General features: G+C 66.4%; 23 protein-coding genes. 8 read left to right on the forward strand and 15 right to left on the reverse strand.

Translation table 11 applies throughout. The features are described 5' to 3' along the window. The first annotated feature begins 46 nt into the window (after positions 1-46). Positions 47-256 (forward strand): hypothetical protein, encoded by a 210-nt coding sequence (locus tag ABIB38_RS13390; protein ID WP_429204538.1) that lies wholly within the window; start codon positions 47-49, stop codon positions 254-256. A 4-nt stretch (positions 257-260) separates the two neighbouring features. Here ABIB38_RS13390 and ABIB38_RS13395 read toward each other — a convergent pair whose 3' ends face one another. Next, positions 261-1,745: an alanine/glycine:cation symporter family protein gene (locus ABIB38_RS13395; protein WP_429204540.1), complete on the reverse strand. Its 1,485-nt coding sequence runs from the start codon at positions 1,743-1,745 to the stop codon at positions 261-263. A gap of 168 nt (positions 1,746-1,913) precedes the next feature. Here ABIB38_RS13395 and ABIB38_RS13400 point away from each other — a divergent pair, with 168 nt between their 5' ends. The 4 genes from ABIB38_RS13400 to ABIB38_RS13415 all read left to right on the forward strand — a co-directional run bounded on the left by ABIB38_RS13400 (position 1,914) and on the right by ABIB38_RS13415 (position 3,667). After that, on the forward strand, positions 1,914-2,111 hold the full coding sequence (locus ABIB38_RS13400; protein WP_429204542.1) for a hypothetical protein: 198 nt from the start codon (positions 1,914-1,916) through the stop codon (positions 2,109-2,111). A gap of 98 nt (positions 2,112-2,209) precedes the next feature. Beyond that, complete coding sequence (locus ABIB38_RS13405; protein ID WP_429204544.1) at positions 2,210-2,662, forward strand: DUF2147 domain-containing protein; 453 nt, start codon at positions 2,210-2,212, stop codon at positions 2,660-2,662. A gap of 39 nt (positions 2,663-2,701) precedes the next feature. After that, entirely contained in the window at positions 2,702-3,043 is a 342-nt protein-coding gene (locus ABIB38_RS13410) for an SMR family transporter (RefSeq protein WP_429204545.1), read from the forward strand. A gap of 162 nt (positions 3,044-3,205) precedes the next feature. Next, the gene (locus ABIB38_RS13415; protein ID WP_429204547.1) at positions 3,206-3,667 is read left to right on the forward strand and encodes a hypothetical protein; all 462 of its coding nucleotides are present in this window, start codon (positions 3,206-3,208) and stop codon (positions 3,665-3,667) included. Positions 3,668-3,674: 7 nt separating this feature from the next. On the opposite strand, the gene ABIB38_RS13420 is transcribed toward ABIB38_RS13415, so the two are convergent. The 3 genes from ABIB38_RS13420 to ABIB38_RS13430 are packed head-to-tail and all read right to left on the reverse strand — an operon-like array spanning position 3,675 to position 7,203. Next, positions 3,675-4,280 carry a response regulator transcription factor gene (locus ABIB38_RS13420; protein ID WP_429204548.1) on the reverse strand — a complete coding sequence of 202 codons (606 nt, stop codon included), beginning with the start codon at positions 4,278-4,280 and terminating at the stop codon, positions 3,675-3,677. Then, entirely contained in the window at positions 4,277-5,374 is a 1,098-nt protein-coding gene (locus ABIB38_RS13425; protein WP_429204550.1) for a sensor histidine kinase, read from the reverse strand. Before ABIB38_RS13425 ends, ABIB38_RS13420 begins: the two co-directional genes overlap by 4 nt. Positions 5,375-5,388: 14 nt before the next feature. Beyond that, positions 5,389-7,203 (reverse strand): CIA30 family protein, encoded by a 1,815-nt coding sequence (locus tag ABIB38_RS13430; RefSeq protein WP_429204551.1) that lies wholly within the window; start codon positions 7,201-7,203, stop codon positions 5,389-5,391. Positions 7,204-7,466: 263 nt separating this feature from the next. On the opposite strand from ABIB38_RS13430, the gene ABIB38_RS13435 reads away from it, so the two are divergent. Further along, the gene (locus tag ABIB38_RS13435; RefSeq protein WP_429204553.1) at positions 7,467-7,853 is read left to right on the forward strand and encodes a hypothetical protein; all 387 of its coding nucleotides are present in this window, start codon (positions 7,467-7,469) and stop codon (positions 7,851-7,853) included. Positions 7,854-7,867: 14 nt separating this feature from the next. On the opposite strand, the gene ruvB is transcribed toward ABIB38_RS13435, so the two are convergent. The 10 genes from ruvB to tyrS all read right to left on the reverse strand — a co-directional run bounded on the left by ruvB (position 7,868) and on the right by tyrS (position 16,776). Continuing rightward, positions 7,868-8,935 carry a Holliday junction branch migration DNA helicase RuvB gene (gene ruvB, locus ABIB38_RS13440; protein ID WP_429204554.1) on the reverse strand — a complete coding sequence of 356 codons (1,068 nt, stop codon included), beginning with the start codon at positions 8,933-8,935 and terminating at the stop codon, positions 7,868-7,870. A gap of 15 nt (positions 8,936-8,950) precedes the next feature. Then, positions 8,951-9,529, reverse strand: coding sequence for a Holliday junction branch migration protein RuvA (gene ruvA, locus ABIB38_RS13445; RefSeq protein ID WP_429204555.1), 579 nt, complete (start codon positions 9,527-9,529; stop codon positions 8,951-8,953). Between the two features lie 18 nt (positions 9,530-9,547). After that, a complete protein-coding gene (gene ruvC, locus ABIB38_RS13450; protein WP_429204557.1) occupies positions 9,548-10,087 on the reverse strand; it encodes a crossover junction endodeoxyribonuclease RuvC in 540 nt (179 codons plus the stop codon). A 300-nt stretch (positions 10,088-10,387) separates the two neighbouring features. Then, positions 10,388-11,974 carry a bifunctional phosphoribosylaminoimidazolecarboxamide formyltransferase/IMP cyclohydrolase gene (gene purH / locus ABIB38_RS13455; protein ID WP_429204558.1) on the reverse strand — a complete coding sequence of 529 codons (1,587 nt, stop codon included), beginning with the start codon at positions 11,972-11,974 and terminating at the stop codon, positions 10,388-10,390. Positions 11,975-12,067: 93 nt separating this feature from the next. Next, positions 12,068-12,301, reverse strand: a complete 234-nt coding sequence (locus ABIB38_RS13460) for a helix-turn-helix domain-containing protein (RefSeq protein ID WP_005667930.1) — start codon at positions 12,299-12,301, stop codon at positions 12,068-12,070. A 96-nt stretch (positions 12,302-12,397) separates the two neighbouring features. Beyond that, complete coding sequence (gene dusB / locus ABIB38_RS13465; protein WP_429204561.1) at positions 12,398-13,423, reverse strand: tRNA dihydrouridine synthase DusB; 1,026 nt, start codon at positions 13,421-13,423, stop codon at positions 12,398-12,400. 148 nt (positions 13,424-13,571) lie between these two features. Beyond that, a complete protein-coding gene (locus ABIB38_RS13470; RefSeq protein ID WP_429204562.1) occupies positions 13,572-14,270 on the reverse strand; it encodes a histidine phosphatase family protein in 699 nt (232 codons plus the stop codon). 46 nt (positions 14,271-14,316) lie between these two features. Beyond that, complete coding sequence (locus ABIB38_RS13475) at positions 14,317-15,006, reverse strand: YbhB/YbcL family Raf kinase inhibitor-like protein (RefSeq protein ID WP_429204564.1); 690 nt, start codon at positions 15,004-15,006, stop codon at positions 14,317-14,319. A 46-nt stretch (positions 15,007-15,052) separates the two neighbouring features. Then, positions 15,053-15,511 (reverse strand): D-aminoacyl-tRNA deacylase, encoded by a 459-nt coding sequence (gene dtd / locus ABIB38_RS13480; protein WP_429204566.1) that lies wholly within the window; start codon positions 15,509-15,511, stop codon positions 15,053-15,055. Then, a complete protein-coding gene (gene tyrS, locus ABIB38_RS13485) occupies positions 15,508-16,776 on the reverse strand; it encodes a tyrosine--tRNA ligase (protein WP_429204567.1) in 1,269 nt (422 codons plus the stop codon). The genes dtd and tyrS overlap by 4 nt, the downstream gene beginning before the upstream one ends. A gap of 148 nt (positions 16,777-16,924) precedes the next feature. On the opposite strand from tyrS, the gene ABIB38_RS13490 reads away from it, so the two are divergent. Beyond that, positions 16,925-18,289: a peptidoglycan DD-metalloendopeptidase family protein gene (locus ABIB38_RS13490; protein WP_429204568.1), complete on the forward strand. Its 1,365-nt coding sequence runs from the start codon at positions 16,925-16,927 to the stop codon at positions 18,287-18,289. 110 nt (positions 18,290-18,399) lie between these two features. Further along, entirely contained in the window at positions 18,400-19,497 is a 1,098-nt protein-coding gene (locus tag ABIB38_RS13495; protein WP_429204569.1) for an anhydro-N-acetylmuramic acid kinase, read from the forward strand. A 3-nt stretch (positions 19,498-19,500) separates the two neighbouring features. Here ABIB38_RS13495 and ABIB38_RS13500 read toward each other — a convergent pair whose 3' ends face one another. Further along, positions 19,501-19,767 carry a hypothetical protein gene (locus ABIB38_RS13500; protein ID WP_429204571.1) on the reverse strand — a complete coding sequence of 89 codons (267 nt, stop codon included), beginning with the start codon at positions 19,765-19,767 and terminating at the stop codon, positions 19,501-19,503. Positions 19,768-19,801 lie beyond the last annotated feature (34 nt).

Raw genomic sequence — 19,801 nt, forward strand, 5'->3', positions numbered from 1 at the left:
CGCCCCGGCCCACCGATTTCGCATAGCGCACCGTGCCGCCGTTTTCATGGACCAGGTGGCCGGCGCCCTGCTCGGACTGCCGCTGGCCTGGATCGCGATCCAGCAGTACCTGAGCGGCTTCGCCACCCGCGCGCCAATCGGCGGCTGGACGCTGGCGCTGGGATTGCTGCTGTCCTGCGCGGTGACCCTGGCGGCCACGCTGCGCCACGCGCTGGCGGCGATGCGCCTGCGGCCGGCGCAGGCGCTGCGCGAGTAGCGTCTTACTTGACCGGCGTGTCGTCGAGGCGCACGCTCTCCTGCTGCGTGCGCGCCGCGGCGTTACGCTGCACCCAATAGTCGGCGTTCTTGATGCCGAGCGCCACCGGATCGAAGACCGGATCCTTGCCGGCTTTCTTCTGCGCTTCGTAGTCGCGCAGGCACTTGAAAGCGACGTTGCGCAGCAGGACGATCGCCACGATGTTCAACCAGGCCATCAGGCCGACGCCCAAGTCGCCCAGCGCCCAGGCGACATCGGCGGTCTTGATCGCGCCGTAGACGGTGGCGGCCACGATCGCGATCTTGAGCGCGAAATTGAGCCACGGATGGCGCGCGTGGCGGTCCATGTAGGCGATATTGGTCTCGGCGATATAGTAGTAAGCGACGATCGTGGTGAAGGCGAAGAACAGCAGCGCGATCGCCACGAACAGCGCGCCGAAGCCCGGCATCACGTTCTCGAGCGCGGTCTGCACATAGCCGGGGCCGGCCGCCACGCCCTGCACGCCGACGAACATCTGGGTGCCGTTCGGCGCCTCGACGTTGTACTGGCCGGTAATCAGGAGCATGAAGGCAGTGGCCGAGCACACGAACAGGGTGTCGATATAGACCGAGAAGCCCTGCACCAGGCCCTGCTTGGCCGGATGGCTGACTTCGGCGGCGGATGAGGCGTGCGGGCCGGTGCCCTGGCCCGCTTCGTTCGAGTACACGCCGCGCTTGACGCCCCACATGATGGCCATGCCGATGATGGCGCCAAAGCCGGCGTCAAGGCCGAAGGCGGAGCTGATGATCAGCGAGATCACCGCCGGCAACTGCTCGATGTGCAGGAACACGATGACGCAGGCCACCACGATATAGCCCAGCGCCATGAACGGCACCACCAGCTCGGCGAAGGTCGCGATGCGCTTGACGCCGCCGAAGATGATGAAGGCCAGCGCAATGGCCAGGACGGCGGCGGTGACGTTCGGATCGATGCCGACGGCCGTCTTCAGCCCCTCGGCGATCGAGTTGGCCTGCACGCCGGGCAGCAGCAGGCCGGTGGCGAACACCGTCGCGATCGCGAAGGTCCAGGCATACCATTTGACGCCCAGGCCCTTCTCGATGTAGAAGGCGGGACCGCCGCGGTACTGCTTGCCGATCTGCTCCTTGTAGACCTGGCCCAGCGTCGACTCGACGAACGCCGAGCTGGCGCCCAGGAAGGCCACCGCCCACATCCAGAACACCGCGCCGGGGCCGCCGAAGGTGATGGCGGTGGCCACGCCGGCGATGTTGCCGGTGCCGACCCGGCCGGCGAGCGTCATCGTCAGCGCCTGGAAGGAGGACACGCCCTGCTCCGAGCTTTTACCTTCAAGCATTAGGCGGGTCATCTCCCGCACGTGGCGCACCTGCAGGAAACGCGACCGGAGCGAGAAATACAGCCCCACGCCCAGGCACAGCGCGATCAGCGCGGGGCTCCAGATGATGCCATTGATGGCGTTTACCAGATCGTTCATGCAAAGTCCTTGTCGCGTAGGAGAGGTTGAAGATTTACCTTTGGTAAAGATGCCACAAGATACAATAGTTAGAGGGAAATTTGCATCGAAAAAAAATAGATTGGCCCCGCAATCGCCCCGCCGTTTTGTGAGAAATGGCGCCACATAAATACATGATACGATTTGCCTATGGACCGACGAAGCGACTACAAGACCTCCCTGCACATCGACGCCGTGATTCACGAGGCGTTTCCCGACCAGCGCGTCAACGCCGCGCGCCAGCTCGCCGAGCTCGGCGTGCCGCTGGAAGTGGCGATGCGCGTGCTGACCCGCCCGGCCGAGCGGCGCCACCAGGTGACCCCGGAAGACGTGCGCAACGCGCCATAGCGCCCCCGATTTGGAAGGAATCCTCGGATTCCGGCCATCCCGCCCGCAAGCGGCTTTGCTACACTCCGTCATACCAACAACAATACAGGAGACTCACCATGCGACATCTGATGCAAGCCGGCCTGATCGCCGCGGCCATGCTCGCCCTGCCCACCGCCGCATTGGCGCAGAACGCCTCGCCGGTCGGCGCCTGGAAGACCATCGACGACAAGACCGGCAAGCCGAAGGCGCTGGTGCGCATCAGCGAGGAAGGCGGCGTCCTGACCGGCAAGATCGAGAAGCTGTACCGCGAACCGTCCGAAGACCAGAACCCGAAATGCGTGAAATGCAGCGACGCGCGCAAGGACCAGCCGATCATCGGCATGACCATCCTGTCGGGCCTCAGGAAGGACGGCAACGAGTACACCGGCGGCGAGATCCTCGACCCGGCGGCCGGCAAGACCTACAAGAGCAAGGCCAGCCTGGCCGACAATGGCAACAAGCTCGAAGTGCGCGGCTATGTCGGCGCCCCGATGTTCGGCCGCACCCAGACCTGGCAGCGCGAACAATAAACCTCACGGCGGCCCGGCGACGGGCCGTTGTTCTTCCCGATGACGCTGAATCAAGCTTATATCTTCCTTGGCTTCGCCATCGTCGCCGAAGTGATCGGCACCACCGCCCTCAAGGCCTCCGACAGTTTTACCCGTCCCGTTCCGAGCCTGGTCACGGTCGGCTGCTACGCGCTGTCGTTCTACCTGCTCACCTTCAGCCTGCGCGTGCTGCCCACCGGCATCGCCTACGCGATCTGGTCCGGTGTCGGCATCGTGCTCATCTCGCTGGTCAGCTGGTTGTATTTCCGCCAAAGCCTGGACCTGGCGGCCATCGCCGGCCTGGCCCTGATCATCGCCGGGGTGCTGGTCATCAACCTGTTTTCGAAGAGCGTCGGTCACTAGGCACGCGCCAGGCAATGTCGGCTATGCTATCGTCAAGATCAAGTCGACCTCGCGTCAACCGCGACGTGTTGCCGGACGTTACTTCCAGCCCACCTTAGCTTAGGCGCCATGAAACCGACTTCCGTAGCGCGTGCCGCACGCCCCGTCTTCCGCGGACGGGCCATGCGCGTGATTCGCCTGCTCAGCCTGGCTGGCGGCGTCTTCGCCATCCTGTTGCCGGCCGCCTTGCTGGCCTCGACCGCGCACGGCATCCCGGACTGGATCGAGCCGTATATCGTGCTGGTCGGCGTGGCGCTCGGGTCGGGCGGCTTCTTCCTGGTCGCGATGGCCGGCCACCGCATGCACCGCGATTCCCTGCTGCGCTCGTTCGCCGCCCTGCTCCTGATGCTCCCCTTCGGCGCCAGCGGCATCGTGATCTGGCATGCCAGCAATATGCTGATGGTCTGTCTGTGCACCTTCCTGTTGATGCTGACGAGCCTGCTGTACCTCAGCTTCATCTATCCGCTGACCCATGTGCCGCAGCAGCCGATCGTGCCCAGGACGCCTGCCCGGCGCGCGCCCAGGCCGATCCAATGGCTCCCGGTGCGCCGCCAGCGCGAGCGCCGCGGCACCCAGCTCCTGTAGCCGGCCGCTACAGCCATCCCGCATCGCGCGCTATCCGATACGCTTCCACGCGGTTCCCGGCGCCCAGCTTGCTGATCGCTTCCGACAGATAGTTGCGCACCGTTCCCTCGGACAAGTGGACCTGGCGCGCGATCTCGCCGCTCGAGCGCCCCTCGCCGGCCAGGCGCAGCACCTGGCGTTCGCGCTCGGTCAGCGGGTCGCTGCCGGCGTTCCAGCTTTCCAGTGCCAACTCGGGCGCGATCGCGCGCCCGCCCGCATGCACGACGCGGATGGCGTCGGCCAGCGCGTCGACCGGCGCATCCTTGAGCAGGTAGCCGCGCACGCCGGCCTCCATGGCGCGCCGCAGGTAGCCGCTGCGAGCGAAGGTCGTCACCACCACGACCTTGCAGGCCAGCCTGCGCTCGGCCAGCGCCCGGGCCAGTTCGATGCCGGTCATGTGCGGCATCTCGATATCGGTCAGGACGATGTCGGGGATCAGCCGTTCGCACAGGTCCAGCGCCTCGCGGCCGTCGCAGGCGCCGGCCACCACTTCGACGTCCGGCTCCAGCCGCAGCAAGGCGCTCAGGGCGCCCAGCACCAGCTTCTGGTCTTCGGCGATCAGGACGCGGATCATGCCGGCACCTGCAGCTCGAGCGCCAGCCCGTCGCAAGCGCGCAGCGACAGGCGGCCGCCCAGCGCCGCCACGCGCTCCTGCATGCCGGCCAGTCCGTTGCCATGGAGCAGCGCATCGGTATCGCGCAGGCGCCCGTCGTCGCGCACGCGCAGCACGGCGTGGCCGTCCTCGCGGCGCAGCGACAGCGTGCAGCGCGACGCCTGGGCGTGGCGCACGATATTCGTCACCGCCTCGCGCAGCGCCAGCGCCACCACGTGCTCGGCGGCCGGGGCCAGGTCGATCGGCTCGACGCGCTCGTCCAGGGCGACATCGGCCGCCTGCAGGCTGGCGCGGGCGCTGGCCAGGGCCTGGGCCAGGCCGCTCTCGCGGTAGCCGGTAACGGCCGTGCGCACCTCGGCCAGGGCGGTGCGCGCGCTGGCCTCGATGTCGGCGATCTCGCGCGCACAGGCGGCGCTGTCGCGCCCCGCCAGCTTGCCCGCCAGCTCGGCCTTGAGGGCGATCAGCGACAGCGAGTGGCCGAGCAGGTCGTGCAGGTCGCGCGAGATGCGCTCGCGCTCGGCGATGCGCGCCATGTGCTCCACCTCTTCCTGCTTGCGCATGAGTTGGGCCCGCGCGCTGCGCTTGCGCTCATCCATGATGCACGACAGCCCGACCGGCAGGCCGGCCATCAGGATCGGCATCAAGAAGATGAGCTGCATCGGTCCGGCCAGGAACGAGACGGCGCCGCCGCAGGCGATCACGCCCAGCATGGCGCCGATGGCGCGGCCCGTTCCCGGGATCCGGGCGCACATGGCGCAGGCGAAGATGAAGAACGATGCGGCGCCCGGGTTCCAGCGCGCCCACAGCGTGCCAAGCAGGCAGCCGGCCGCCACGCAGGCGCCCACCTGCCAGCCGCGCGCCCAGAAGCTGGCGCAGTACAACGGAACGAAGGCGGCCAGGGTCAGCGCCAGCAGCGCCAGTTCGAGCGCGTCCGGCCTCACATAGGCGAACTTCCAGAACAGGTAGCCGAGCGACAGCAGCCAGACGTATTGCAGCCTGCCGTATTCGGGCGGAATCCAGGGCCGTGCCAGCGCTTGCCTGAGGGTCGTCGTCATGGTGGGCTCCATCCTTATTCGTGTTCCAGCAGGCGCACGTCGGCGAGTTCGAAGCGGTAGTCGCCCGGCTGCGGGCCGGCACTGAATGCTAGCATGGCGACGGCGGCCGGATCGATGCCGGCAAAGGCCGCCAGAGGCACGCTGACTTCTTCCCATTCCCCCTTGGCCACGAACGGCACCATACTCGGGCGCTGGTTGCCGGCGCCCATCAGCATCACCTGGTAGGTCTGGCCGTCGCCGCGCACCCTGAAGCGCAGCGTCTTCGCCGCGCTCAGGTCGGCCGGCTGCATCGGCTGGGCGCCGGGCATGAAGGCCACGCTGGACCAGGCGAACGGCAGACCCGGCGCCACCGTGGCGCTGACCGCCAGCGGCACTTGCCCATCGGTCAGCGGCGGCAGCACCTCGAGCCTGACGGTCGACTTGCCGCCCGCGAACTGGTCGGTCGACGGCAGCCAGCCGCTGCCGAACGGGCTGCCCAGGCGGCCGGCGCTGAAGTCGCTGATGCGGCCATCCGGCGGCAGCGCCTGGCGCGTGGCGCCGCGGCTCTCCTGCGCCACCCGCTGGCGCCGCGCATCGCGCAGGGGATTGGCGCTCTGGCCATCCTTCCAGACTTCGACGATATGGCGCGTGGCGCGTACGTCGGCCGCGGGATTTCCTTCGACCAGCAGCAGGTCGGCCTTGCAGCCCCTGGCGATGCAGCCGCGCCGGCCCAGCCTGAAGGCCGCGGCCGGCGCGCTGGTGGCGGCGGCCAGCGCCTCGACCGGGCTCAGGCCGGCCTCGACCAGCGCCGCCAGTTCGCGGTGCATGCTGACGCCGTACAGGGTGCCGGCGTTGCCCGCATCGGTTCCGGCCAGGACCGGCACGCCGGCCTTGCGCAGGGCGGCGGTGACGGCTTTCGGCGCCGCCAGCGCCTGTGGCCGCGCCTGTGCGCCATAGCGCGCCTTGAGCGTGGCGGCGCCTTCGCGGTCGATCAGCGCCGCCAGCCGGGCGTCGGCGAGCAGGTCGTCGCTGCGCACGCCGGCCATGCTTTCCAGGACCGTGAAGGTCGGAATCACGAAGGCGCCCCTGGTCCGGGCCAGCCGGGCCAGGCTGTCGACGGCCTGTCGATCGGGCGCGGCGCCCAGGAACAGGTGCACCAGGCCGTCGGCGCCGGCCTCCAGCGCGGCCCGCGCATCCCTCTCGTTGCTGACGTGGACCACGGCCAGCTTGCCGCGCAGGTGGGCGGCCTCGATCAGCGCCCTGGCGGTGGCCAGGTCGAGCGAGTTCTTCCTGCTCGTGCCCTGTCCGCCGGCTTCGAGCACGATCTTGATGAAGTCCGAGCCTTCGGCGATGCGGGCATCGACGAAGTCGCGCGCCTGTTCCGGCCGGCTCAGGGTCGGGATCGGCAGGCCGTACTGGGTGCCGTGGCCGTTCGGGGCCGTGGCCAGGGTGCCGGCCGAGAACATGTCGGCCCGCCCCGCATTGCGGCCGGCCGCCATGCTGGCCTTGACCTCCTGCATCAGCGGCACGGCGGTGAACATGTCGACCTGGGTGGTGACGCCGAACAGCAGCGGCAGGTCGAGCTGCTTGAACGCATGGGTGTGGGCGTCGATCAGGCCCGGCAACAGGGTGCGGCCGGCGCCCCCGACGATGCGGCTGCCTGCGGGCGGCGCGCCGCGAAAGTCGGCGTCGACGATGACGCCGCCGTCGAACAGCACCGAACGGCGTTCGTGCACGGCCTTGCCGTCGAAGACGCGCACGTCCTGGACCAGGGTGGCGGCGGCGAGGGCCAGGGTGGACAGGGTGAGGCCGGTGGCGGCGATGACGGCTTTCAGGACGGGGGTGGACATGGTTTCCTCACAGGGTTGGTGTAAGGCCAGTATGTCGCTGCGCTATCCATGCCGACAGAAGCGCTTGCCATCGATTCGGGATGACAACTGTCATCCGATCGGCGCACCGTTGATGTGAGTCATGCTCCCGCAAGAGGACACATTCCCGGCAGCTATGGTTTCCTGTGTGATATCTTGGCTTCACTGCCGAACCGGCAGGACGTTATCCAGTGCCAGCCATGACATCGAACACCATCATTCCCCTCGCAGCGCAAGGACTTGCCATGATGTTCCTTCGCCTGACCAGCCTGGTGGCCGGCGTGCTGGTGCTGATCTCACCGGCGATACTGATCCGCGTCGGCGGCATGCCCCCGGATACGGGCAGGGCCGGCGCGGCGCTGGCCTGCGTGGTGCTGGCGGCGAGCGGCTTCATCCTGGTCGGGATGGCCGGCCAGCGCCTGCGCCGTTCGACGCTGCTGCGCGCGCTGGCGGCGGTACTGCTGGGCGTGCCGACCTTGGCCAGCGCCGCCCTGCTGTGGCGCGGCGGTTCGGCGCAGGTGCTGTGGCTGGCCGGCGCCGTCATCGCCCTGAACGTGCTGCTGTACCTGACGGTCGTGTATCGCAGCGCGCCCGCCATGGCGCTCTTCGCACCGCGGCGGCGCGGTTCCTGACGCCCGCCTGCCGCTCAGGCCGGCGGTAGGCTGTCCCAGAGATCGCCCGTCGGGCTGATGCGCGGGGCGGTGACGCCGAAGTGCTGGTAGGCCAGCGGCGTGGCGATGCGCCCGCGCGGGGTGCGCTGCAGATAGCCCTGCTGGATCAGGTACGGCTCCAGCACGTCCTCGATGGTGTCGGCGGCCTCGCCGATCGCCGCCGCCAGGTTGCCGATGCCGACCGGGCCGCCGGCGAACTTGAACAGCACCGCCTCGAGCAGCTTGCGGTCCATCACGTCGAAGCCGACGGTGTCGACGTCGAGCATCTTGAGCGCGCGGTCGGCCGTCTCGCTCGTGATCTCGCCGTTGCCCTTCACTTCGGCATAGTCGCGCACCCGGCGCAGCAGGCGGTTGGCGATGCGCGGCGTGCCGCGCGCACGCTTGGCGACTTCGCGCGCGCCGTCCCCGTCGATCGGCGCGCCGAGCAGCGCGGCGCTGCGCGCCACGATCTTGGTCAGCTCCTCGACGTTGTAGAACTCCAGGCGCGCCACGATGCCGAAGCGGTCGCGCAGCGGATTGGTCAGCATGCCGGCGCGGGTGGTGGCGCCGACCAGGGTGAACGGCTGCAGGTCGAGCTTGACCGAGCGCGCAGCCGGCCCCTCGCCGATCATGATGTCGATCTGGTAGTCCTCGAGCGCCGGATACAGGATCTCTTCGACCACCGGCGACAGGCGGTGGATCTCGTCGATGAACAGCACGTCGTTCGGCTCGAGGTTGGTCAGCAGCGCCGCCAGGTCGCCAGGGCGCTCGAGCACCGGGCCCGAGGTCTGGCGCAGGTTGACGCCCATCTCGCGCGCGATGATGTGGGCCAGCGTGGTCTTGCCCAGGCCCGGCGGGCCGAACAGCAGGGTGTGGTCGAGCGCCTCGCGCCGCTTGCGCGCTGCTTGAATAAAGATCTCGAGCTGGTCGCGGATCTTTTCCTGGCCGACGTATTCGTCCAGCTGCTTCGGACGCAAGGCGCGTTCGATCGCCTCTTCGTTGGGCGAGGCCGGCGCGGCGTCGATCACGCGCTGTTCGGTGAAACTATCGGTCTGGATGCTCATCGCTTAATGTTCCGTTCAGCCTTTGGACAGCGCCTTCAGCGCGAACTTGATGCCGTCCGAGACGCTGGCGCCGGCGGGCATGTTCTTGATCGCGAGGAGCGCTTCCTTGTCAGAATACCCCAGCGCGGCCAGCGCATTGAGCACGTCCACCTGCGCGTCGTCACGGGCGGCGCCGGCGACCATGCCGATGTCGGCGCCGAGCTTGCCCTTCAGTTCGAGCAGCAGGCGTTCGGCCGTCTTCTTGCCGATGCCCGGCACCTTCACCAGGCGGCCGGTTTCCTGCAGGGTGACGGCCTGCGACAGCTCGGCCACCGTCATGCCGGACAGGATCGCCAGCGCCATGCGCGCGCCGATGCCGGTGATCTTGATCAGCTGGCGAAACAGCGCACGTTCGGACGCGCTGCCGAAGCCGAACAGCAGGTGCGCATCCTCGCGCACCACCAGGTGGGTGAACAGCACGACTTTTTCGCCGGTATGCGGCAGGTTATAGAAAGTGCTCATCGGCACGTCGACTTCGTAGCCGACGCCATTGCAATCGACCAGCACGTGCGGCGGCGCTTTTTCGAGCAGGATTCCAGAGAGGCGACCGATCATCGGTGTTCCTTACGTGTTTTATGAAACGAGGCGGCTGTTCTTCATGCGCAGCGCCTGCCCGGCGGGCGCTAGACCATTCAGCAGCGCCAGGGTGTCGATGCTGTGGGCGTGGCAGATGGCGACGCCCAGGGCGTCGGCGGCATCGGTGCCCGGCAGGCCCGGCAGCTTGAGCAGGCGCGCGACCATGTCCTGCACCTGCGGCTTGGCCGCCTTGCCGGTGCCGACCACGGCCTGCTTGACCTGCACCGCCGTGTATTCGGCCACGTCGAGGTCGGCGCTGACCAGGGCCGTGATCGCCGCGCCGCGCGCCTGCCCCAGGAGCAGGGTCGATTGCGGGTTCACGTTGACGAAGACTTTTTCGATGGCGGAGCAGGCTGGACGGTAGGTGGCGATGATTTCGCTGACGCCGTGCAGGATGACCTTGAGCCGCGGCGGCAACGCGCCCTCCAGCCCGGTCTTGATGGTGCCCGAGGCGATGTAGCGCAGCCTGGCGCCGTTTTTTTCGATGACGCCGAACCCCGTCGTGCGCAGGCCCGGGTCGATGCCGAGAATAATCATTACGGAATGTTACCCCGGCTGGGGGTGTTCGTGGGAAAAATACTGTGCAAAAACACAGGTCGGGCACGATTTAGAGCCTATCCCGGTAGGTGGGGGGAAGCTCATGGTGATGCATGGCGGGCGCGAGCAAGGCGCGAGGAGGCCGCATGGCGAGCCATGCAACGACGAGCAACGCCGCGCACGCCCGTCAGGCGCGCCAGGAGCGACTCCCACCTACCGGGATAGGCTCTTATCGCATGCCCGTGTTTGATGCACGCAGGGTTGGCGGGTTTCCCGCCGACCCTGCGGATATGCTGCCAATTAATGACGGAAGTGACGGGTACCCGTGTACAGCATCACCACGCCGCGCTCGTCGGCGGCGTCGATCACTTCCTGGTCGCGCATCGAGCCGCCCGGGTGGATCACGCAGGTCGCGCCGGCGTCGACCACCACGTCCAGGCCGTCGCGGAACGGGAAGAAGGCGTCCGACGCCACAGCCGAACCGGTGAGTGACAGACCGGCGTTCTGGGCCTTGATCGAGGCGATGCGGGCCGAGTCGATACGGCTCATCTGACCGGCGCCGACGCCCAGCGTCATGCCATTGGCGCAGAACACGATGGCGTTCGATTTTACGAACTTGGCCACGCGCCAGGCGAACATCATGTCTTGCAGCTGCTGCGGGGTAGGCTGCTTCTTGGTGACCACGCGCAGGTCGCCCAGGCCGACGTTTTTCGCATCCGGCGACTGCGCCAGCAGGCCGCCGCCGACGCGCTTGACGTCATAGGGGTTCTGGCCGGCGCCCAGCGCGATTTCCAGCAGGCGCACGTTCTGCTTGGCCGCCATGATCTGGCGTGCTTCCGCGGTAAACGATGGCGCGATCAGCACTTCGACGAACAGCTTGCTCAGCGCTTCGGCCGCCTTGCCGTCGACTTCGACGTTGAAGGCGATGATGCCGCCGAAGGCCGAGGTCGGATCGGTCTGCAGCGCGCGCGAGTAGGCGTCCAGGGCGTCAAAGCCGATCGCCACGCCGCACGGGTTGGCGTGCTTGACGATCACGCAACCGGCCGGCTGCTGCATGCCGCCCAGCGACTTGACGCATTCCCAGGCCGCATCCGCATCGGCGATATTGTTGTACGACAGTTCCTTGCCCTGCAGCTGGGTGTAGTTGGCCAGCGCACCGTCGACCGTGACGAGGTCGCGGTAGAAGGCCGCGTCCTGGTGCGGGTTCTCGCCGTAGCGCATGTCCTGGACTTTTTCGAAGCCCATGTTCAGGGTCTGCGGGAAGCGCGAGCGGGTCGCGTGCGCGCGGTCTTCGCCCAGGCTGGTCAGGTAATTGGTGATCGCACCGTCGTACTGCGCGGTGTGCGCGAACACCTTCTTGGCCAGGCGGAACCTGGTTTCATAGCTGACCGGGCCGGTGGCTTCGCCCTGGCCTTTCATCTCGGCCAGCACCACGCCATAGTCAAGCGGGTCGACGATCACGACCACGTCGCGGTGGTTCTTGGCCGCCGAACGCAGCATGGTCGGGCCGCCGATGTCGATGTTCTCGATCGCGTCTTCCAGCGAGCACTCTTGTTTGGCGACGGTCTGCTGGAACGGGTACAGGTTGACCACGACCATGTCGATCTGCGGAATGCCGTGCTCTTCCAGCTTGGCGACGTGCTCGGGGAAATCGCGGCGCGCCAGGATGCCGCCGTGCACTTTCGGGTGCAGGGTCTTGACGCGGCCATCCAGCATTTCCGGGAAACCGGTGTAGTCGGCCACTTCGGTCACCGGCACGCCGTTCTCCTGCAGCAGCTTGGCGGTGCCGCCGGTGGACAGGATGTTGACGCCGAGCGCCGAGAGCGCCCGGGCGAAATCGAGCACGCCGGTCTTGTCGGATACGGAAATGAGAGCTTGTTTGATCATGGTGTGGCCTATGGTTGAGAATTCCTGGCGGCGGGCAGGCGGATCGATGATCCGGTCGTGGCCGCGCTAGGTGCGCGGCCACGTGGGTCAGGCTCAGAGCAGCCCGTGCTCCTGCAGTTTCTTGCGCAAAGTGTTCCGGTTAATGCCCAGCATCTGCGCGGCGTGCGACTGGTTGCCGTCGGCGCGCGACATGACGACTTCGAGGACGGGCTTTTCGACGGTCAGCACCATCATGTCGTAGATGTTGGTCGGCTTTTGTTCGCCCAGATCGTTGAAATAGTCCTCGAGACTCTTCTGGACGACTTCCTGGATACTTTCTTTGCTCATGTCTTCTGCTGCTTCATCCTGGTTTAATGATTGCTCCGCTTCGCGAAGCGCGTCCCCGTGTTCTTGTTCTGGTGTGCTGCGTGCTGCCGGACTTGCCTACGCCGCGATCGCGTCGAGGTCAGGATGCGCGGGGCGGTATTGTAACCGCTCGCCATGCCTGTGCTGCGATTTGAAAAAGTCATCGACCGCCGCCAGTTGCTCGGCCGTCGATTCCAGCAGGTTCATGCGCTGCCGGAATTCCTCGCCGCCCGGCAAGTCCTGGACATACCAGCCGATGTGCTTGCGCGCGGTGCGCACGCCGACGTATTCGCCATAGAAGGCGTAATGGGCCGGCAAGTGCTCGTTCATCAACCCGCGCACCTCGTCCACCAGCGGCGCCGGCAGGTGTTCGCCGGTGCGCAGGTAATGGTCGATCTCGCGGCAGATCCAGGGACGGCCCTGGGCCGCACGGCCGATCATGACCGCGTCGGCGCCGGTATGGTCGAGCACGAATTTCGCCTTCTCGGGCGTCGTGATGTCGCCATTGGCCACCAGCGGGATGCTCACCGCTTCCTTCACGGCGCGGATGGTGTCGTACTCGGCCTCGCCCTTGTAGCCGTCGGCGCGGGTGCGGCCATGCAGGGTCAGCATCTGGATGCCGGCCTGCTCGGCCAGGCGCGCGATGCGCAGCGCGTTCCTGTTTTGGCGATCCCAGCCGGTGCGGAACTTCAGGGTGACCGGCACGTCGACCGCCTCGACCACGGCGTGCAGGATGCGCTCGACCAGGTCTTCGTGCTGCAACAGGGCCGAACCGCACCAGCTGTTGCACACCTTCTTGACCGGGCAACCCATATTGATGTCGATGATCTGGGCGCCGCGCTCGACGTTGAACTTCGCGCAATCGGCAAGGTCTTTAGGATCGGCGCCGGCGATCTGCACCGCCTTCGGCTCCATTTCGCCCGCATGGTCGATGCGGCGCGACGTCTTCTCGCTGGCCCACAGGCGCGGGTTCGACGCCGCCATTTCGGACACCGCATAGCCCGCGCCGAGCTGCTTGCACAGTTGCCGGAACGGACGGTCCGTCACTCCGGCCATGGGGGCGACAAAGACGTTATTACGCAGGTGATATGGACCTATTTGCACAGCAGAAAAACTCAGAAGTTTCTTGGGAACCTGCTATTTTACCCCAAGCGCTGCTCAAATTATCAGCAAAATTATCGGGATTGTTGCGCGTGCGATATTGGCAAGGCGAAGAAACAGGCGTTGTATCGCCGCTTGACGCGCATCGCTGTCAGGGCAATTCGTCCAGCGCCGGCGTGCGCCGGTCGTCGCGCAGGTGCTCGACATCGCCCCAGCCGACCAGCTTCAGTGCGCCCTGTTCGACGACGAAACGGTTGATGCTGGCGTTATGTATCTTGAAGTCGCGCGGCGTTTCCAGCGGCAGGCCGAGGGCGGACCTGTAGGCGCACTCGAGCACGCCGCCATGCGCCACCAGCGCCAGGGTCTGGCCGGGGTGGCGCGCCGCATGCCCCAGGATTGCCTGCGTCGCGCGCGCGAAGAAGCCGCGGAAGGTTTCGCCCTGATTCTTTCCTGGCGGCAGAACCGCATCGACGTTGCGCGCTTGCCAGGCAGCGAATTCGAGCGGAAAGCGGGCCGCGATTTCGCTGTAGAGCAAGCCTTCGAAGCCGCCGTAGCAGCGCTCGCGGAGCTGGGGATCGAGCCGCAGGCCTGCGCCATCGATCCCGCGCGGCCCGCGGGCGCTGATGATCGCCTCGGCCGTCTGCCGCGCGCGCGCCAGGTCGCTCGACACGACCAGGTCGATACGCTCGCCGGCCAGCGCCGCGCCGAGCGCCGCGGCCTGGCGCCCGCCTTCGGCATTGAGCGCGATGTCGAGATGGCCCTGCAGCCGGCGCTCGGCATTCCAGGCGGTTTCGCCATGGCGGATGAGGAGGATCGTGGTCGTGCCCGCAGGCGCGTCGTTCAAAGTCATGAGGTCCTTGCACCCGAACCTCGGGGCGGTCAAAAAAATCAGCCGATTACGTCGACAGGTCGGTCGACAGGTCCGTGGCCACGTCGGCCGTGGCCCGGGGATTGAGCGAATAGGTGCCGAAGATGCGCGCCTCGTCGAGGATATGTCCCTGGATCGCCATGCGCGCCTCGGATCCGGTGAAGCGCCCCTCCAGCGGCAGGCGCGGGATGTCGAGCGCATACAGCGTAAAGACATAATGGTGCACGTGCTCGTCGTTCCATGGCGGGTACGGGCCGTCATAGCCGTAGAACTCGCCCGCCATGTCGGGGTCGCCCGCGAGCCAGCCCGTATAGTCGTTGACCCCGTGGCGCAGCTTGTGCTCGGTGCCGTTCTTGATGGTGAAGGCGACTTCGGGACCGGGCTTGCCGTGCGGCGTGACCATGTCGGAAAACATGCCTTCGGCGAGCGACTTGAGACAGACCGGGATGTCGGCCAGCGTCCAATGGAAGAAATCGACGCGCGGCAAGGCGGCCGGCACGGTGCGGCCCTCCTTGTTGACGTCGCTGTCGTCGGACGGCACGTCGGGATCGTGGCAGATCAGCACCAGCGACTGCGTGCCGGCCGGCACCTCGTCCCAGGCGATATGGGGATTGCGGTTGCTCGACAACTTGACATGGGTGGCGGGGTCGCTGACCGCGAACGCGCAGGCGGCGGGGATGTCGCCCCCGTCGGTGAATGAGTCGCTCCAGATTCGCATACGTCCTCCCAGACTGTACGTTAGACCTTGGCGCCAGGCGCGGGTTTCAGCGCGCAGCTACGATCGGGTCAATACGCAGCCAGAATGTGACCGGGCCATCGTTGACGAGCGACACTTTCATATCAGCACCAAATACGCCGGTCTCGACAATGCCATGCCGCTCCCGCGCCTGGCGCACGACATGCCCGAACAGGCGCCGTCCGTCCTCCGGCGCGGCGGCCGGCGAGAACGAGGGGCGCGTGCCCGATTTGGTATCGGCCGCCAGCGTGAACTGCGGCACCAGCAGCAGGCCGCCGCCGCTGTCCGTCACGCTGCGGTTCATCTTGCCGGCTTCGTCGGAAAAAACGCGGTAGCCCAGCAACTTGGCCAACAGCAGGTCGGCCTCGCGTTCGGTATCGCCCTTTTCGGCGCACACCAGCACCATCAGGCCGGGGCCGATGGCGCCGACGGTCTGGCCGTCGACGCGCACCGCCGCTTCGCTCACGCGTTGCAGCAGGCCGATCATGCGGCCGGCGACAGGGTCACGCGGGCGAACTTGCGCTTGCCGACCTGCACCACGAGGGTGCCGGCCGCCAGTTGCAGGCCCTTGTCGCTGACCACGGCGCCGTCGATGCGCACGCCGCCCTGGTCGACCATGCGCATGGCTTCCGAGGTCGAGGCGCACAGGCCGGCGGCCTTCAGCAGTTGCGGCAGGCCCAGCGGTGCGCCGGAGAGCGACACTTCAGGCACGTCGTCCGGGATGCCGCCCTTGGAGCGGTTGACGAAATCGGCCAGCGCGTCGTCGGCCGCCCCGGCCGAGTGGAAGCGCGTGACGATTTCCTTGCCCAGCGCCACTTTCGCATCGCGCGGGTTGGCGCCGCCGTCGATCGTCGCCTTCAATTGCGCGATGTCGCTCTCCGAGCGGAAGGACAGCAAGTTGAAATACTTCCACATCATCTCGTCCGAGATGCTCATCAGCTTGCCGAACATGCTGTTCGGGGATTCGGTGATGCCAATATAGTTGTTCTTGGACTTGGACATCTTTTCGACGCCGTCCAGGCCTTCCAGCAGCGGCATGGTCAGGATGCACTGCGGTTCCTGGCCGTAGTCCTTCTGCAGCTCGCGGCCAACCAGCAAGTTAAATTTCTGGTCCGTTCCACCCAGCTCAAGATCTGACTGCAAAGCGACCGAATCGTAGCCCTGCATCAGCGGATAAAGGAACTCATGCACGGCGATCGGAGTCCCACTCTTGTAGCGCTTGGTAAAATCGTCGCGCTCCATCATGCGTGCGACGGTGTAGCGCGAGGCGAGCTGGATCATGCCGCGCGCGCCCAAAGGGTCGCACCATTCGGAGTTGTAGCGGATTTCCGTGCGGCCGGCGTCCAGCACCAGCGACGCCTGGCGGAAATACGTCATCGCGTTTTCCTCGACCTGCTCGCGGGTCAGTGGCGGACGCGTGGCGTTGCGACCCGACGGGTCGCCAATCATCGACGTGAAGTCACCGATCAGGAAAATTACCTGGTGACCCAGGTCTTGCAATTGACGCAACTTGTTCAGTACGACGGTATGGCCGAGATGTAAGTCTGGGGCCGTTGGATCCAGGCCCAGCTTGATGCGCAGCGGCTTGCCGGTCTGTTCCGATCGTGCCAGTTTCTGCGCAAAATCGCTCTCGACCAGCAGTTCGTCGACGCCGCGCTTGGCGATCGCGAGGGACTCGAGGACCTTGTCAGTCAGTGGCAAAGCTTTAATGGAAGTTGCCGGAGTGCTAGCACCAGCTGCAGTTGAGGTCATAAAAGTCGTGTAGGAAATTGGCTAAAACGGTTGTAGGACCACATCTTTTGGTATAATTCACGATCCTGTTTACATTTCCTTGAGAAAACTTTTCGGAAATGACAATACATGGCCCTTGAAAGTTCAGCCGCAAATTTTAACTGATTGCATGAACCCTATACAGAAAATCACTGGTAAAAGCCTGCTAGCGCTACTGCCGACGACCCGCAAAGCTCGCGTTTTGAGCGCCAGCGCCGTCTTCCTCAGCGTGTGCGCCTTCGGCGCAGTGGGTGTTTCCCCGATCGCTCCCGATCCCTCCGACCTGCCCGTCACCTCGGTTGCGCAAGACCTGGAACTGCCGAACCTGGCCGACCAGATCGCCGCGCTGCAGCAAGACGAGCAGCAATTCATCCACGAAGAACGCATCCGCCGCGGCGATTCGCTCGGCTCGCTCTTCACCCGCCTCGGCATCGAAGACGCGCAAGCGCAAAAGTTCGTTCGTTCGGACAAACTCGCCAAGCGCCTGCTGTCGCTCCAGACCGGCAAGCGCATCCAGGCCGAGACCGACGAGAACGGCCTGCTGCTGTCGATGCGCGCCACCGTCAGCGACGGCAAGAACGGCGAGGCACGCACGATCACCGTCCAGCGCAAGGGCGAGGAATTCGTCGCCATCGAGGCGCCGGCCAAGCTCGAGCGCCGCGTCGAGATGCGTTCGCGCGAGATCGCCAGTTCGCTGTATGCGGCCACCGACGCCAACGTCGATGGCGGCAGCATCCCGGATTCGATCGTCGGTCAGATCATCGAGATGTTCTCGACCAATATCGACTTCCGCAGCGACGTCAAGCGCGGCGACCGTTTCAATGTCGTGTACGAGACCTTCTGGCTCGACGGCGAACTGATCAAGACCGGTCGCATCCTGGCAGGCGAATTCGTCAACCGCGGCACCAGCTACCAGTCGGTCTGGTACGAAGATCCGGTCTCCAAGCAGGGTGGTTACTACTCGCTGGACGGCAAGTCGCTCAAGAAAGCCTTCCTCAAGTCGCCGATTCAATACTCGCGCGTCTCGTCGGGCTTCTCGATGCGCGTGCATCCGATCTCGGGCAAGTTCAAGGCGCACAAAGGCGTCGACTACGCCGCCGCCACCGGCACCCCGATCCGCGCCGTGGCCGATGCCACCGTCGACTTCGCGGGCAACGGCAATGGTTACGGCAATATGGTCGTCCTGAAGCACTGGTCGAGCTACAGCACCGCCTACGCTCACATGAGCCGTATCGCGCCAGGCCTGCGCAAGGGCGCCAAGATCAGCCAGGGCCAGGTGATCGGCTACGTCGGTTCGACCGGCTGGTCGACCGGCCCGCACCTGCACTATGAATTCCGCGTTGCAGGCGTGGCCAAGGACCCGAACAAGTTCAAGTCGCTGGCCCAGCAACCGCTGAACCAGGCCGAGCTGGCACGCTTCCGCATGGCGGCCGCCGAGATGAATCACCGCTTCTCGCTGATGGCGCCAAGCGGCTCGTCGATGGCGGCCCGCTAAGCTGCACCACGCTCTATTAAAAACGCCCTCCTCGCATTTCGATGCCGGAGGGCGTTTTCTTTTGTATGCTTGCTTGCCTTTAACTACTGGCACCCGAACCCGATACAACGATGACCGCGACACCTTCCCTCTATATCGGCCTGATGTCCGGCACCAGCCTCGACGGCGTCGACGGCGTGCTGGCCGACTTCGGCAATGGCGCCATCCAGACCCTGGCCGCCGCCTTCACGCCGCTCCCGGCGGCATTGCGCAGCGAGCTGATGGCCCTGCAGGCCGCCAGCGCCAACGAGCTGGAGCGCGAGGCGCTGGCCGCCAATGGGCTGGCGCTGGCCTATGCCGACTGCGTGCGCGCCCTGCTCCCATCCAGCCCCGGTCCGGTGGCCGCCGTCGCCGTCCACGGCCAGACCATCCGCCACCGTCCCGAGCTGGGATGGACGCGCCAGACCAATAACCCGGCCCTGCTGGCCGAACTGACCGGCCTGGACGTGATTGCCGACTTCCGCAGCCGCGACGTCGCCGCCGGCGGCCAGGGCGCGCCGCTGGTGCCGGCGTTCCACGACGCCGCCTTCGGCAAGCCGGGCACCGCGCGCGTGGTGGTGAATATCGGCGGCATCGGCAATATCAGCGTGCTGCATGGCGACGGCCGCGTGACCGGCTTCGATACCGGCCCGGGCAATGTCTTGCTCGACCTCTGGATTGCGCGCCACCATGGCCGCGCCTATGACGAGGACGGGGCCTGGGGCGCCAGCGGCGCGCTGCACCGGCCCCTGCTGGATGCCCTGCTCGACGAGCCGTATTTCCGCCAGCCGGCGCCCAAGAGTACCGGCCGCGACCTGTTCCACGCGGCATGGCTCGATGCCAGGCTCTCGCCCTTCGGCAGGCTCGCGCCGGCCGATGTGCAGGCGACCCTGGTGCAATTGACGGCGGTGACGATCGCACGCGCGATCCTCGACGAAGGCGTCACGCCGGAGGCGGTGTACGTCTGCGGCGGCGGGGCCTATAACGGCGCCCTGCTGCGCGCCATTGGCGCGGAGCTCGACGGTGTGAAAGTGGAATCGACGGCGGCCCTGGGCGTGGCGCCGAACCGGGTCGAGGCGCTCGCCTTCGCCTGGCTGGGCTGGCGCTTCACGCACCGCGAGCCGGGCAACCTGCCGGCCGTCACCGGCGCGCGCGGCCCGCGCATCCTGGGAGCGCTGTACCCGGCCTGAGGTTCAGGCAGCCAGGCCTTTTTGCAGCAACTGCGCCACCAGCTCGTTCAGGTCGACGTCCTGCTCCTTGCTCAGCGCCTGCAACTGCTTGACCAGGTCACCATTGAGCTTGACGGCGAACGGCACCAGGCCGAGCGCGCGGTCGCGTTCGCGTTGTTCGCGGCGATCCGCTGCAGGCGCATCGCCTGCCTTGCCGATGACGGCGCCCTTGGGCCCCATCTTGTTCATCAGCTTCTTTGCATCGTATTTCGCGAGATTGGTCTTGTCCATGAATTACCTTGATGTTGAATTGATATCTTGCGGC

The sequence above is a fragment of the Massilia sp. UYP11 genome (genome assembly GCF_050434805.1).
GTDB lineage: Bacteria > Pseudomonadota > Gammaproteobacteria > Burkholderiales > Burkholderiaceae_D > Telluria.

What these genes read in the sequence shown, in the direction of transcription:
- ABIB38_RS13470 (WP_429204562.1), bottom strand. Translation starts at nt 14,270, where the DNA reads ATGACTTTGAACGACGCGCCTGCGGGCACGACCACGATCCTCCTCATC.
- ABIB38_RS13390 (WP_429204538.1), top strand. Translation starts at nt 47, where the DNA reads ATGGACCAGGTGGCCGGCGCCCTGCTCGGACTGCCGCTGGCCTGGATC.
- ABIB38_RS13460 (WP_005667930.1), bottom strand. Translation starts at nt 12,301, where the DNA reads ATGAGCAAAGAAAGTATCCAGGAAGTCGTCCAGAAGAGTCTCGAGGAC.
- ABIB38_RS13430 (WP_429204551.1), bottom strand. Translation starts at nt 7,203, where the DNA reads ATGTCCACCCCCGTCCTGAAAGCCGTCATCGCCGCCACCGGCCTCACC.
- ABIB38_RS13395 (WP_429204540.1), bottom strand. Translation starts at nt 1,745, where the DNA reads ATGAACGATCTGGTAAACGCCATCAATGGCATCATCTGGAGCCCCGCG.
- ABIB38_RS13415 (WP_429204547.1), top strand. Translation starts at nt 3,206, where the DNA reads ATGCGCGTGATTCGCCTGCTCAGCCTGGCTGGCGGCGTCTTCGCCATC.
- ABIB38_RS13435 (WP_429204553.1), top strand. Translation starts at nt 7,467, where the DNA reads ATGATGTTCCTTCGCCTGACCAGCCTGGTGGCCGGCGTGCTGGTGCTG.
- ruvB (WP_429204554.1), bottom strand. Translation starts at nt 8,935, where the DNA reads ATGAGCATCCAGACCGATAGTTTCACCGAACAGCGCGTGATCGACGCC.
- ABIB38_RS13500 (WP_429204571.1), bottom strand. Translation starts at nt 19,767, where the DNA reads ATGGACAAGACCAATCTCGCGAAATACGATGCAAAGAAGCTGATGAAC.
- dtd (WP_429204566.1), bottom strand. Translation starts at nt 15,511, where the DNA reads ATGATCGGCCTGCTGCAACGCGTGAGCGAAGCGGCGGTGCGCGTCGAC.
- tyrS (WP_429204567.1), bottom strand. Translation starts at nt 16,776, where the DNA reads ATGACCTCAACTGCAGCTGGTGCTAGCACTCCGGCAACTTCCATTAAA.
- ABIB38_RS13475 (WP_429204564.1), bottom strand. Translation starts at nt 15,006, where the DNA reads ATGCGAATCTGGAGCGACTCATTCACCGACGGGGGCGACATCCCCGCC.
- ABIB38_RS13495 (WP_429204569.1), top strand. Translation starts at nt 18,400, where the DNA reads ATGACCGCGACACCTTCCCTCTATATCGGCCTGATGTCCGGCACCAGC.
- purH (WP_429204558.1), bottom strand. Translation starts at nt 11,974, where the DNA reads ATGATCAAACAAGCTCTCATTTCCGTATCCGACAAGACCGGCGTGCTC.
- ABIB38_RS13400 (WP_429204542.1), top strand. Translation starts at nt 1,914, where the DNA reads ATGGACCGACGAAGCGACTACAAGACCTCCCTGCACATCGACGCCGTG.
- ABIB38_RS13410 (WP_429204545.1), top strand. Translation starts at nt 2,702, where the DNA reads ATGACGCTGAATCAAGCTTATATCTTCCTTGGCTTCGCCATCGTCGCC.
- ruvA (WP_429204555.1), bottom strand. Translation starts at nt 9,529, where the DNA reads ATGATCGGTCGCCTCTCTGGAATCCTGCTCGAAAAAGCGCCGCCGCAC.
- ABIB38_RS13490 (WP_429204568.1), top strand. Translation starts at nt 16,925, where the DNA reads ATGAACCCTATACAGAAAATCACTGGTAAAAGCCTGCTAGCGCTACTG.
- ruvC (WP_429204557.1), bottom strand. Translation starts at nt 10,087, where the DNA reads ATGATTATTCTCGGCATCGACCCGGGCCTGCGCACGACGGGGTTCGGC.
- ABIB38_RS13420 (WP_429204548.1), bottom strand. Translation starts at nt 4,280, where the DNA reads ATGATCCGCGTCCTGATCGCCGAAGACCAGAAGCTGGTGCTGGGCGCC.
- ABIB38_RS13425 (WP_429204550.1), bottom strand. Translation starts at nt 5,374, where the DNA reads ATGACGACGACCCTCAGGCAAGCGCTGGCACGGCCCTGGATTCCGCCC.
- ABIB38_RS13405 (WP_429204544.1), top strand. Translation starts at nt 2,210, where the DNA reads ATGCGACATCTGATGCAAGCCGGCCTGATCGCCGCGGCCATGCTCGCC.